The 11,825-nt window shown below is 69.0% G+C and carries 12 protein-coding genes; 11 read left to right on the top strand and 1 reads right to left on the bottom strand.

Translation table 11 applies throughout. The features are described 5' to 3' along the window. Window positions 1–65 precede the first annotated feature (65 nt). From GEMRO_RS31130 to GEMRO_RS32965, 4 genes are all read left to right on the top strand, one after another. On the top strand, window positions 66–1,295 hold the full coding sequence (locus tag GEMRO_RS31130; protein WP_051329339.1) for an alpha-amylase family protein: 1,230 nt from the start codon (window positions 66–68) through the stop codon (window positions 1,293–1,295). After that, entirely contained in the window at window positions 1,292–2,080 is a 789-nt protein-coding gene (locus tag GEMRO_RS0121875) for an SDR family NAD(P)-dependent oxidoreductase (RefSeq protein ID WP_027135715.1), read from the top strand. The genes GEMRO_RS31130 and GEMRO_RS0121875 overlap by 4 nt, the downstream gene beginning before the upstream one ends. A gap of 116 nt (window positions 2,081–2,196) precedes the next feature. Then, the gene (locus tag GEMRO_RS0121880; RefSeq protein ID WP_035485804.1) at window positions 2,197–2,619 is read left to right on the top strand and encodes a hypothetical protein; all 423 of its coding nucleotides are present in this window, start codon (window positions 2,197–2,199) and stop codon (window positions 2,617–2,619) included. A gap of 158 nt (window positions 2,620–2,777) precedes the next feature. Further along, entirely contained in the window at window positions 2,778–4,775 is a 1,998-nt protein-coding gene (locus GEMRO_RS32965; protein WP_157505694.1) for a hypothetical protein, read from the top strand. 31 nt (window positions 4,776–4,806) lie between these two features. Here the strand turns inward: GEMRO_RS32965 and mutM are convergent, their stop codons facing one another. Further along, on the bottom strand, window positions 4,807–5,640 hold the full coding sequence (gene mutM, locus GEMRO_RS0121890; protein WP_027135717.1) for a bifunctional DNA-formamidopyrimidine glycosylase/DNA-(apurinic or apyrimidinic site) lyase: 834 nt from the start codon (window positions 5,638–5,640) through the stop codon (window positions 4,807–4,809). A 96-nt stretch (window positions 5,641–5,736) separates the two neighbouring features. Here mutM and ubiE point away from each other — a divergent pair, with 96 nt between their 5' ends. From ubiE to GEMRO_RS0121925, 7 genes are all read left to right on the top strand, one after another. Further along, window positions 5,737–6,495: a bifunctional demethylmenaquinone methyltransferase/2-methoxy-6-polyprenyl-1,4-benzoquinol methylase UbiE gene (gene ubiE / locus GEMRO_RS0121895; protein ID WP_027135718.1), complete on the top strand. Its 759-nt coding sequence runs from the start codon at window positions 5,737–5,739 to the stop codon at window positions 6,493–6,495. Window positions 6,496–6,497: 2 nt separating this feature from the next. Continuing rightward, on the top strand, window positions 6,498–7,991 hold the full coding sequence (ubiB, locus tag GEMRO_RS31140; protein ID WP_051329341.1) for a 2-polyprenylphenol 6-hydroxylase: 1,494 nt from the start codon (window positions 6,498–6,500) through the stop codon (window positions 7,989–7,991). Window positions 7,992–8,006: 15 nt separating this feature from the next. Continuing rightward, entirely contained in the window at window positions 8,007–9,254 is a 1,248-nt protein-coding gene (gene coaBC / locus GEMRO_RS0121905) for a bifunctional phosphopantothenoylcysteine decarboxylase/phosphopantothenate--cysteine ligase CoaBC (RefSeq protein WP_051329342.1), read from the top strand. Then, entirely contained in the window at window positions 9,247–9,726 is a 480-nt protein-coding gene (gene dut / locus GEMRO_RS0121910; RefSeq protein WP_027135720.1) for a dUTP diphosphatase, read from the top strand. Before coaBC ends, dut begins: the two co-directional genes overlap by 8 nt. 34 nt (window positions 9,727–9,760) lie before the next feature. Beyond that, window positions 9,761–10,243, top strand: coding sequence for an RrF2 family transcriptional regulator (locus GEMRO_RS0121915; RefSeq protein WP_027135721.1), 483 nt, complete (start codon window positions 9,761–9,763; stop codon window positions 10,241–10,243). 157 nt (window positions 10,244–10,400) lie between these two features. Then, entirely contained in the window at window positions 10,401–11,348 is a 948-nt protein-coding gene (cysK, locus tag GEMRO_RS0121920; RefSeq protein WP_035485807.1) for a cysteine synthase A, read from the top strand. Between the two features lie 240 nt (window positions 11,349–11,588). After that, on the top strand, window positions 11,589–11,801 hold the full coding sequence (locus tag GEMRO_RS0121925) for a hypothetical protein (protein ID WP_157505696.1): 213 nt from the start codon (window positions 11,589–11,591) through the stop codon (window positions 11,799–11,801). The last annotated feature ends 24 nt before the right edge of the window (window positions 11,802–11,825 follow it).

Genomic DNA, 11,825 nt, shown 5'->3' on the forward strand with positions numbered 1-11,825 from the left:
CTTGCCGCCGCTGACCTTAAGGGCAAGGATGCGCGGGCAGCAACGATGTCGGCGGGGGAAGCGGCATGGCCGGACGGCGGGCCTATCGATCGATCTATGCATATGCCTGGGACCTGGCCGACGAGGGGCCCGGCTCCTTCGGCGAGCGCATCCAGGCGACCGGGGCCGGCGCCGTCAGCCTCGCCGCCGCCTACCATGCCGGCAAGTTCCTCCGGCCGCACGGCCGCTCCGGGAAGGTCTACTTCCCCGAGGACGGCACCATCTATTTCCGCCACGATCCCGCCGCCTACCAGCGCGTCCAGCCGCTGCCGAACCCGCTCCTGGCCGAGCACGACCCGTTCGCCGATCTCGCCGGGCACCTGCCGGAGATGGAGCGCTATGGCTGGGTCGTGTGCTTCCACAACACCCCGCTCGGCCGCCTGCATCCCGACCTGGTCGCCCGCAACTGCTATGGCGACCCCTACTGGTATTCGCTCAACCCCGCCCATCCGGAGGCGCGCGAGTATGTGGTGGCGCTCTGCCGCGACCTGACCCGCACCTACGACCTGGCCGGCCTGCGCCTGGAAACGCCCGGCTGGCTGCCGTTCGACCATGGCTACCACCACGAGTTCGCCCTGGTCCGGATGGACGCCTGGACCAAGCTTCTCCTGGGGCTGGACTTCTCCGAGGCGACCGTCACCGCCGCCGCGGTGGACGGCATCGACGTGCTGCACGTGCAGAAGCGCGTCCGCGACGCCCTGGACGTGTTCCTGTCGGCGGAGGTCGCCATCAGCGAGGCGCAGGCCGCCGACTGGATCGCCTCGGACCTGATCGCCGACCCGGACTTCGCGGCGTTCCTGCGCTGGCGCTGCAAGCTGGTGGCCGAGGTGGTCCGGGAGATCCGCGACGTGGTCCCGGCCGCGGCCGAGGTTCGGGTGATCCCTTCGGTGCAGCGGCCCTCGGCGCGCGGCTGGATCGAGGGCTCCGACCTGAAGCTCCTGGCCGCCGCCTGCGACGGGCTGGAGCTGTGCGCCTATGAGCGTTCCGCTGCCGACGTGCTGGCCGACATCCACCAGGTCCGCCGCCAGGTCGGCCCGGACGCCAGCCTGTCGGCGATCATGCGGCCGAGCTTCCCGGACCTGGCCGACGGCGCCGACACGGTGGCCGCCGCCCGGATCCTGGCCGGCCACGGCGTGGATGGGCTGGCCTTCTACAATGACGGCCACATGCGCGCCGGCTACGTGCACACCGCCCGCGCAGCCTTCCAGGCCTTCGACGAGGTCGCCGAGGACATCCAGGCGGAGGCAGGCCGGTGAACCGCTTCATCGCCAAGACCGTGCTCGTCACCGGTGGCGGCCGCGGCATCGGCCGCGCCACCTGTCTGCGCCTGGCCCAGGAGGGCGCGGCGGTGGCGGTGGCCGACCTCGACCTGGCGCCGGCCCAGGAGGTGGTCCGCGAGATCGCCGCCACCGGCCGCACCGCGGTGGCGCTGGAGGCCGACGTCACCAAGGCGACGTCGGTGGAGGCCATGGTCCGCAACGCCGAGAAGGCGCTGGGCCCGCTTTCCGTGCTGGTCAACAACGCCGCCGCCACCTCGGCCTCCACCGTCGAGGCCACCGGTGAGGCCGACTGGGACGTGGAGTTCGACGTCACCCTGCGCGCTGCCTACCTCGTGATGAAGTCGGTCATCCCGGGCATGGCCGAGCGCGGCAAGGGGGCGATCGTGGCGATCGGCTCGGTGAACGGCCGGGTCTATGTCGGCAATCCCGCCTACAGCGCCGCCAAGGCCGGCCTCGCCATGTGGGTGAAGGCCATGGCGGTCGAGTACGGGCCGCAGGGCATCCGCACCAACATGGTCAGCCCCGGCACGATCCGTACCCAGAACCGCTCCTGGACCGACCGGATCGCCCGCGACCCGCAGATCTTCGAGAAGCTGGCCCGCTGGTACCCGGTCGGCCGGGTCGGCAACCCGGAGGACATCGCCGCGGCGGTGGCCTTCCTCGCCAGCGACGAGGCCGGCTTCGTGAATGGCGCGGACCTGGTGGTGGATGGCGGGCTCACCGCCGGGATGGGGCCGTTCGTGCAGGAGATCAACGGCTGAGCCGGCCGCCAAACTACGGTCTGACCTTGGACAATCCGGCGCTTGAAGTCTATCATCCTCGATGGAGTCCGTCGCTGCTGCGGCGCAGGCGATCCTCGAACCCGAAAGGAAACAAGATGCGGATCCGGGCTGCCTTGGTTCTTTCGCTGCTGGCGGCGCCCGCCCTGGCGGCCGACTGGCCGGACCTCCGGGGAACCTGGAAGGGCACCAGCCGGGCGGTGACGATGGGCGAGGGCGGGCATTACGGTGCCACGGACGGCAAGACGCCGGTGTTCAGCGAGGTCGAACTGACCATCGAGTTCACCGACCAGAAGGACGGCCGCCTGTTCGGCACCATCAGCTCGGCCCATCACCGCGAGCCCAAGCTCGCCGTCATCTCGGTGGACCAGCAGCTCGTCGTCACCGCCGACGGCGACGGCCAGTCGGTCGGCAAGCTCATCGACGATGATCACCTGGAGCTGTGCTACACCCAGACCTCGAGCGCCGACTCCCAGATGATCGCGTCCTGCGTCCTGTTCGAACGCCAGCGCGGCGGCTGATGCGGCAGCCACAATTGGAATAGTAATAACGATAAAGTAAAAATGCAGCGCTCATTACAGCGAGTATAAATAACATCTAGTAGATGTTGTTTGACCGCTTGCGATCTCGTGATTACTGACTTCGTCCGCTCGTGCTCCATCATGACGGACGACAGATCATGGCGACGAAAAGCAACCCGTTGACTTTCCTGGTCGGCGACCAGGGCAGCGAGGCGCTCTATCTGCTCCACGACCGCAACGGCGACGGCGACACTGCCGATGTCGGCGAGGTCGGCGTCTTCTTCGACGGCCACAACGCCGCCGGCCTGGCCGACCCGCTGGCCTCGGTCCTGGACACCTTCCAGGGCAAGGACGGCTCGGTCTATGCCGGCGACAACGGCACCGACAGCGTCTACCGGCTCTACGACCGCAACGGCGACGGCGACGCCACCGATGCCGGCGAGGCCTGGGCCTGGTTCTCCGCGGCCGGCAATGCCGGCGGCCACAGCCTGGTCACCCCCAACGGCATCGCCGGCGACGACGACGGCAACATCTACATCGTGACGCCGGGCGTCCTGTCCGGCGAGAGCCGCGACCTGATCTACAAGACCACCGACCATAACGGCGACGGCGACGCCCAGGACGCGGGCGAGGCCGGCATCTGGCTGGACCTGCAGACCATCAACCCGAACTCCTCGGCCTTCGAGATCTCGTTCGACGGCGACGTCGCCTATGTCACCGACACCAACGGCCGCGACCCCGACACGATCTACCGGATCGAGGACAAGGACCGCAGCGGCGACATCCAGGCGGACGAGGTCTCGGTGTTCATCGCCGACGGCAACCCCTTCGGCGTCAACCCGGACTTCGCCCACGACATCCATGACGGCTCGGTCTACGCGTTCGAGTTCACCGGCGGCGGCGACAACCGGGTGTGGCGGCTGACCGACCTGGACGGCAGCGGCTCGATCGACCAGGCGGGCGAGGTTCAGCAGATCTGGAACGCCGGTCTCCTGCCACAAGGCTACGCCGCCTCCGCCGGTCCCGGCATGGACGTGCTGGAAGACGGCTCGATCCTCCTGGCGCTGAACGGCGGCCAGCCGACCCAGGACAGCGTCGTCCATCTGGTGGACGGGAACGGGGACGGCGACTTCCAGGACGAGGGCGAGACCCGGGTGCTGGTTTCCCGGGCCGACGGCGCCGCCTGGCTGGACCGGCCGCGCCCGGTCGAGGAATACCAGGCCTCGTCCGGCCGCCACGAGCCCGCCGCGCGCGGCACCGAGCATGATGATCGCTGGGTCGGCGGCAAGTCGGCCGACAAGTGGTCGGGGAGCGGCGGCAACGACGAGGCCCGGAGCGGCGGCGGCAGCGACAAGATCTATGGCGACGGCGGCAACGATGTCCTGTTCGGCCAGGACGGCGACGACCATCTGTTCGGCGGCGCTGATCAGGACCTGCTCGACGGCGGCAACGGCCAGGACCGGCTCTATGGCGGGGCCGGTGACGACCGGCTGGCCGGCGGGGCGGGCAATGACCGGCTGGATGGCGAGGATGGCGAGGACCATCTGGCCGGCGATGCCGGTGCCGACCAGCTGTTCGGCGGTTTCGGCAACGACATCCTGGAGGGTGGGACCGGCGACGACCATCTCTACGGCCAGGAAGGCAACGACACGATCCGTGGCGGCGCCGGCAACGACGTGGCGCGCGGTGCCGAGGGCGACGACCTCGTCGATGGCGGCGCTGGCGACGACTTCGTCTATGGCGCCGACGGCAACGACCGCGTCCAGGGCGGCGCCGGCGACGACCAGGTGCGCGGCGATGCCGGCGATGACGTGCTGAGCGGCGATGCCGGCGACGACCGGGTCTATGGCGGGTCCGGCGACGACATCCTCTATGCCGGCTCCGGCGCCGACCAGCTGTACGGCCACGAGGGCGACGACATCCTGGTCCTGGACGTGCTCGACCCCGGCGCCGGCCAGGACCTGTTCAACGGCGGCAGCGGCGAGGACGTGCTGGAGCTGCACCTCTCGGCCAGGGTCGCCAACTCGGGCGCCTTCCAGGCCGAGCTCGACCGGTTCGAGGAGGTGATCGACCCCGGCACCAACTACAGCTTCGAGTTCAGGTCGCTGGGCCTGGTGGTGCAGAACATCGAGAGCTACGAGCTGGTGGTCGGCTGATCCGGCTTCACCGGCGGCGGCCGGGGGGCTTCTAGTCCCCGGCCGCCCCATCCGGCTGGCAGCGCGCACAGAAAAAGGTCGCCCGGTTGCCCTGCACCATGCGCAGCACCGGCTCGGCGCAGACCGGGCAGGGCAGGCCCGCCCGGTCGTACACCTTGAACAGGTTCTGGAAGTTGCCGAGCTCGCCATCGGCCTGGACATAGTCGCGCAACGACGAGCCGCCGGCGTCGATCGCCTCGGTCAGCACCGCCCGGACGTTGTCGGCCAGCTCGTCCAGCCGCGCTTCCGGAACCGATCCGGCCTGGGTGGCCGGGTGCAGGCGGGTGCGGAACAGCGCCTCCGAAGCGTAGATATTGCCGACCCCCACCACCAGCTTCTGGTCCATCAGCGCCAGCTTCACCGCGACCACCCGGTTGCGGAACGCCGCCGCCAGCGCCTGGCCGGAAAACGCGTTGCCGAGCGGCTCCAGGCCCAGCCCGGCCAGCAGCTTGTGGCTGGCCAGCTCCTGGACGGTGGTCAGGTCCAGGGCGCCGAACCGCCTGGGATCGACGAAGCGCAGCACGGTGCCGTCGTCGAAGCAAAAGGTCAGGTGCTCATGGGCGCCCATGGGATCGCCGTCGAACACCAGGCGGCCGGACATGCCCATGTGCAGCAGCATCACCTGGCCGTCGTCCAGGAAGACCTGGATGTATTTTGCCCGCCGGGCGAACCCCTCGATCCGGCGGTTCTGGAGCCTGAAGGCCAGGTTCGGGGGCAGGGGCCAGCGCAGGTCGGGGCGGCGCTGGACCGTCTCGGCGAAGCGCCGTCCGGTCAGGCGGAGCTCCAGCGCGCGCTTGATGGTCTCGACTTCGGGCAGCTCAGGCAAAATATCATCCGGGAATGCGGGGAACGGGTGCTTGTTGAGCATCCAGGTGCCATCACCTAGAACCGCCGGGCAAGCGTGGCGAGGATAGTGCGTAAGATGACGGACGCGGCGGACGAACTCGCACGGTCGTTCGGGTACGAGACGGTCGATCCCGAGCAGAAGGCGAAGAAGGTCCGCGAGGTCTTCGACCGGGTGGCGTCGCGCTACGACCTGATGAACGACCTGATGAGCGGCGGCGTGCACCGCCTGTGGAAGGACGCGCTGGTCGACTGGCTGGCGCCGCGCCGGGGCCTGGTGCACCTGGACGTGGCGGGCGGCACCGGCGACGTGGCCTTCCGGATCATGGACCGGGTCGGCGGCGAGGCGCAGATGACGGTCTGCGACATCAACCACGCCATGCTGGAGGTCGGCCGCGACCGGGCGATCGACCGCGGCCAGGTGCACGGCCTGTCCTGGGTGACCGGCGACGCCATGGCCCTGCCGTTCAAGGACCGGTCGGTCGACAGCTACACGATCGCGTTCGGCATCCGCAACGTGACCCATATCGACCAAGCGGTGAAGGAGGCCTACCGGGTGCTCAAGCCCGGCGGCCGCTTCCTGTGCCTGGAGTTCTCCCGGCTGATCATCCCGCAGCTCCGGCCGATCTACGACCAGTACTCGATGCGGATGATCCCGCTGATGGGCAAGCTGGTCGCCAACGACGCCGAGAGCTACCGCTACCTGGTCGAGAGCATCCGCCGCTTCCCCGACCAGAAGAGCTTCGCGCAGCTGGTCGCCAGGTGCGGCTTCGGGCTGGTCAAGGTCCGCAACCTCTCCGGCGGGGTCGCGGCGATCCATTCCGGCTGGCGTCTCTGATCTTGTTCGCCCCGATCCGTCACGGACTGCGCGGCCTCAGGGTCGTCTGGGTCCTCATGCGCCACGAGGCGCTGTTCTTCGTCGACCTCCTGCCGATCCCGCCCCTGGCGCGGCGGGTCGCCGGGCCCTGGGCCGGGCGGCGCGCCACCCGGCGGCCGGGCCAGCGCCTGGCCGATGCGCTGGTCGAGCTGGGCCCGAGCTTCGTCAAGCTCGGCCAGACGCTGGCGGTGCGCCCGGACGTGATGGGCAGCGAAGTCGCCCGCGACTTGGCGAGGCTGCAGGACCGGCTCGACCCGTTTCCGGGCGACCTCGCCATCGCGCTGATCGAGCGCGAGCTGGAGCAGCCGATCACCCGGCTGTTCCAGCGCTTCGACAAGATCCCGATCGCGGCCGCCTCGATCGCCCAGGTCCATTTCGCGGTGCTGCCCGACGGGCGCGATGTCGCGGTCAAGGTGCTGCGCCCGGGGGTGGAGATCGCGATCGAGCGCGAGCTGGCCTTCTTCACCTGGCTGGCGCAGACGGTGGAGTACCTGTTACCGCATCTGCGCCGCCTCAAGCCGGTGGCCACCGTCGCGGTGCACAGCCTGTGGACCCGGCGCGAGCTCGACCTGCGCCTGGAAGCGGCGGCGGCTGCCGAGTTCGCGGGCAACTGCGCCGGCGACGAGGGCTTCCGGGTCCCTTACGTCGACTGGGAGCGGACCTCGCGCCGGGTGCTGACCCTGGAGCGGGTCGGCGGCACGCCGTCGGACCAGCGCGAGAAGCTGTTGGAGCAGGGCCTGGACCCGGACGTGATCCTGGACCGGGCCGCGGTGGTGTTCTTCAACCAGGTGTTCCGCGACGGCTTCTTTCATGCCGACATGCATCCCGGGAACACCTTCATCGAGCCGGACGGCACCATCGTGCCGGTGGATTTCGGGATCATGGGCCGGCTCGACCTGGAGAGCCGCAAGCATCTGGCCGAGATCCTGGTGGGCTTTCTCAGCCGCGACTACCGGCGGGTGGCCGACGTGTTCGTGCGCGCGGGCTTCGTGCCGCCCGACGAGGACCGCGACGCGTTCGCCCAGGCGGCGCGCGCCATCGGCGAGCCGATCCTGGGCAAGCCGCTCGCCGACATCTCGATCGGCCGGCTGTTCGGCCAGATCCTGACCGTGGCCGAGCAGTTCCACATGCAGCAGCAGCCGCATCTGCTCCTGCTGCAGAAGACCATGGTGGTCGCCGAGGGGGTCGGCCGGGCGCTGAATCCCTCGGTCAACATCTGGCAGACCGCCGAGCCCCTGGTGGCGGACTGGATCGCACGCCATCTCGGGCCTCAGGCACGGGTCATCGAGATGGCCCAGGACCTGCAGGGCCTGGCCAGCCGGGCGCCCACGGTGATGCGCCGGCTCGACCGGGTCCTGGAGCGGTTCGAAAAGGAAACGCCGATCCGCTCCGAGCGGCGCTGGCTGTGGGTGGCGGGCATGGCCGCGGCCTTCTTTCTCGGATGGGTCATCGGATAGCGGGAGCGGACGACCATGGACGATGCGGAGTTGGGCCTGCCCAGGGGCGGGCCGGGCGGACCTGGGCGCATCCTCCTGGTGATCGGCGGCGGAATCGCCGCCTACAAGAGCCTGGAGCTGATCCGGCGGCTGAAGGAGCAGGGCGTCGCGGTGCGCTGCGTGATGACCGGATCCGCCGCGCAGTTCGTTACGCCGCTGTCGGTTGCGGCGGTCTCGGTGGAAAAGGTCTATAGTGAGCTGTTCTCGCTGACCGACGAGGCCGAGATGGGCCATATCCGGCTGTCGCGCGAGGCGGACCTGGTGGTGGTGGCGCCTGCCACCGCCAACCTGCTCGCCAAGATGGCGCACGGGATCGCCGACGACTTGGCCTCGACCGTGCTGCTGGCCACCGACAAGCCGGTGCTGGTGGCCCCGGCGATGAACCCGATGATGTGGAACCATGCCGCGACCCGGCGCAACGTCCGGATGCTCGCCCAGGACGGGATCGGCTTCATCGGGCCGAACGCCGGGGACATGGCGTGCGGCGAGGTGGGATCCGGCCGGATGGCCGAGCCCGCCGAGATCGTGTCGGCGGTGCTGGCGCGGCTGCGGCCGGCCGCGCGGCCGCTGCACGGCCTGCGCGCCCTGGTGACCAGCGGCCCGACCCGCGAGGCGATCGACCCGGTCCGCTTCATCATGAACCACAGTTCCGGCAAGCAGGGCCATGCCATCGCCGAGGCCTTGGCGAGGGCCGGGGCCGAGGTGACCCTGGTGTCCGGGCCGGTAGCGCTGGCCGATCCGGCGGGCGTGCGGGTGGTCAAGGTGGAGAGCGCCGAGGAGATGCTGGCGGGCGCGCTCGCGGCGCTGCCGGCCGATTTCGCGGTGATGGCGGCCGCGGTGGCCGACTGGCGGCCGGAGGCGGTGCCGGACCACAAGATCAAGAAGGAGCCCGGGGGCGCGCCGCCGGCGATCCGGCTGGTCGAGAACCCCGACATCCTGATGACAGTTTCGCGACAAAATGATAAAAGACCGCGTCTGGTCATAGGGTTCGCGGCAGAAACGGAGAATCTGGTGGAACACGGGTCCGCCAAGCTGCAGCGCAAGGGATGCGACTGGATCCTCGCCAACGACGTCTCGGCGGGGTCGGGGACGTTCGGCGGCGACCGCAACCGGGTCACCCTGATTCGGGCCGGCGCCGAGCCGGAAGCCTGGCCGGGGGGAAGCAAGGCCGAGGTGGCGGCGACCCTGGTCCGGCGGATCGCCCGGGAGTTCGGGCGTGGCTGAGGTGATCGTCCAGGTGCGGCGGCTGGAACACGGTCTTGGCCTGGAACTGCCGTCCTATGCCACGGCGGGGTCCGCCGGGATGGACCTTCTGGCGGCGATCCCGGCCGACGCGCCGATCCGGCTGCTGCCGATGGCACGTATCATAGTACCGACAGGGATCTGCATAGCTCTGCCGGAAGATCATGAAGCTCAGATCAGGCCGCGGTCTGGTCTCGCTGCGCGGCACGGCATCACGATCCTGAACGCGCCGGGCACGATCGATTCCGATTATCGCGGGGAACTCGGGGTGATCATGGCCAACCTCGGGGAGGAGGCGGTTTCGATCGAGCGCGGCATGCGGATCGCGCAGCTGGTGGTCGCGCCCGTGTCGCGGATACTTTGGCAAGAGAATAAGCTCCTGTCGGAAACCCGGCGGGGAGTTGGCGGTTTTGGCTCTACTGGAGTAGCCGGTGCTACTGGAGGGCAAGGATGAACAGCTTGTCCGCCACCACTGGGAGGGTGGCCTGATGCTGAAACCTTCAAAGAAACTGTCACTGGCTCTCGAGGCCGTCACCGATATCGCCTTCCACGGTGGAACCGATCCGGTGCAGAGCCAGGACATCGCGCGGCGGCTGAACCTGCCGCGCCGCTACCTGGAACAGGTCATGCAGCAGCTGGTGCGCGCCGGGCTGCTCAAGGGCGTGCGCGGGCCGCGCGGCGGCTACCGCTTGGCGCGGGAGCGACGACGCATCAGCGTCGGCGAGATCGTCCGGGTGGTGCAGGGCGACACCGACCTGACCGGCACGGCGCTGCACAACATGATCGGCGGCAACGAGGAGCAGAGCGCTGGCTCGCCTCTGGGCGCGCAGGTGATCCTGCCGTTCTTCGAGCGCACCGAGCGGGAGTTGATGCAGCGCCTGGACGAGGTATCGATCGAGGACCTGTGCCAGGAGGCCCGCCGTGCCGGGCTGGTGGGTGACCAGGTGCGCAGCGCCGATTTCGTGATCTAGGCGAGGTCGGGAGCCGGGTTCTGTTGGGCCGCCGCGAGGCCGGTCGAACAGGGCTGGTTGCGCGCCGCGCACTTGCCACTACATTTCTGCATAAGCTCGCGTGGGTTAAAGGGAGTTATGCAGAATGGAAAGTGTAGAAAGTACGGTGCGAATCGACATGAACGCCCGCGGCCGCATCTATGACAGCATCGTCGACACGATCGGCGGGACGCCGCTCGTCCGTCTGCACCGGATCGCCGAGCAGCGCGGCGTGAAGGCCGAGATCCTCGCGAAGCTCGAGTTCTTCAATCCGCTGAGCTCGGTCAAGGACCGGATCGGCTATGCGATGATCGAGGCGGCCGAGCAGTCCGGCAAGATCGACAAGAACACCCTCCTGGTCGAGCCGACCTCGGGCAACACCGGGATCGCCCTGGCCTTCGTGGCCGCGGCCAAGGGCTACCGCCTGATCCTGACCATGCCCGAGACCATGTCGGTCGAGCGGCGCAAGATCCTCAAGCTCCTGGGCGCGGAACTGGTGCTCACGCCCGGGCCCAAGGGGATGCGCGGTGCGATCGAGGAGGCGCAGCGGATCGTCGGCGAGCATGACAACGCGGTGATCCTCCAGCAGTTCGAGAACCCCTCGAACCCGGCGATCCACCGGATCACCACCGCGGAGGAGATCTGGGCGGACACCGGCGGCAAGCTCGACGCCTTCATCGCGGGCGTCGGCACCGGCGGCACCATCACCGGTGTCGGCGAGGTGCTGAAGCCGCGCCTTCCCAACCTGAAGATCATCGCGGTGGAGCCCGAGGACAGCCCGGTGATCTCCGGCGGCAAGCCCGGCCCGCACAAGATCCAGGGGATCGGCGCCGGGTTCATCCCGGAGAACCTGCACACCGACGTGCTGGACGAGGCGGTCCGGATCGGCAATCAGACCGCGTTCGAGACGGCGCGGGCGGTGGCCAGGATCGAGGGCATCCCGATCGGCATCTCCAGCGGTGCGGCGGTGGCCGCGGCCCTGGAGGTCGGTGCGCGCCCGGACTATGCCGGCAAGCGGATCGTCGTGGTGCTGGCCTCGGCGGCCGAGCGTTACCTGTCCACCGACCTGTTCGCCGACCTGGGCTGATCGTCCGGGCTCGGAGATTGTTGGGAGAAGGCCCCGGGCCGTATGGTCCGGGGCCTTCTCATTTCATGAAATGACATCGGTTGCCTGAAGATTTTCATTTGGCCTGCGGCGTAAAGGGTGCGTTAACCATTGCAGGCGCATCCTCCGGTCGTGCCGGCGGGGGGATGCGTGGACGAAGCGCAGGACTTGCCAACGGCATAGGGACTGTTATCCTAGGACAACGAGCCTAGAGAGGTTGCCGTGATCGTGGAACCAGCCATCCTTCCCATGCCCGCCCTGCCGCTGCCGGCCCGGATCCTGCAGATGGTCCTGGTCGGAACCGGCGAACCGGTCGACCTGATCCATGTCGAGGACGATGATCATGGCCGACGCTATTTCGTCGAGCGGCCGTGCGGCAGCCAGATCCTGATCGAGGAAGAGCAGCTTGGCTGCCGCGGGTTCCGCCTGAACTGAGGGTTCAGGCGGTCAGCATCCTCC

It is taken from the genome of Geminicoccus roseus DSM 18922 (assembly GCF_000427665.1).
Taxonomy (GTDB): domain Bacteria; phylum Pseudomonadota; class Alphaproteobacteria; order Geminicoccales; family Geminicoccaceae; genus Geminicoccus; species Geminicoccus roseus.

What these genes read in the sequence shown, in the direction of transcription:
- GEMRO_RS31130 (WP_051329339.1), top strand. Translation starts at nt 66, where the DNA reads ATGGCCGGACGGCGGGCCTATCGATCGATCTATGCATATGCCTGGGAC.
- coaBC (WP_051329342.1), top strand. Translation starts at nt 8,007, where the DNA reads ATGGACGATGCGGAGTTGGGCCTGCCCAGGGGCGGGCCGGGCGGACCT.
- GEMRO_RS32965 (WP_157505694.1), top strand. Translation starts at nt 2,778, where the DNA reads ATGGCGACGAAAAGCAACCCGTTGACTTTCCTGGTCGGCGACCAGGGC.
- GEMRO_RS0121915 (WP_027135721.1), top strand. Translation starts at nt 9,761, where the DNA reads ATGCTGAAACCTTCAAAGAAACTGTCACTGGCTCTCGAGGCCGTCACC.
- cysK (WP_035485807.1), top strand. Translation starts at nt 10,401, where the DNA reads ATGAACGCCCGCGGCCGCATCTATGACAGCATCGTCGACACGATCGGC.
- ubiE (WP_027135718.1), top strand. Translation starts at nt 5,737, where the DNA reads ATGACGGACGCGGCGGACGAACTCGCACGGTCGTTCGGGTACGAGACG.
- GEMRO_RS0121880 (WP_035485804.1), top strand. Translation starts at nt 2,197, where the DNA reads ATGCGGATCCGGGCTGCCTTGGTTCTTTCGCTGCTGGCGGCGCCCGCC.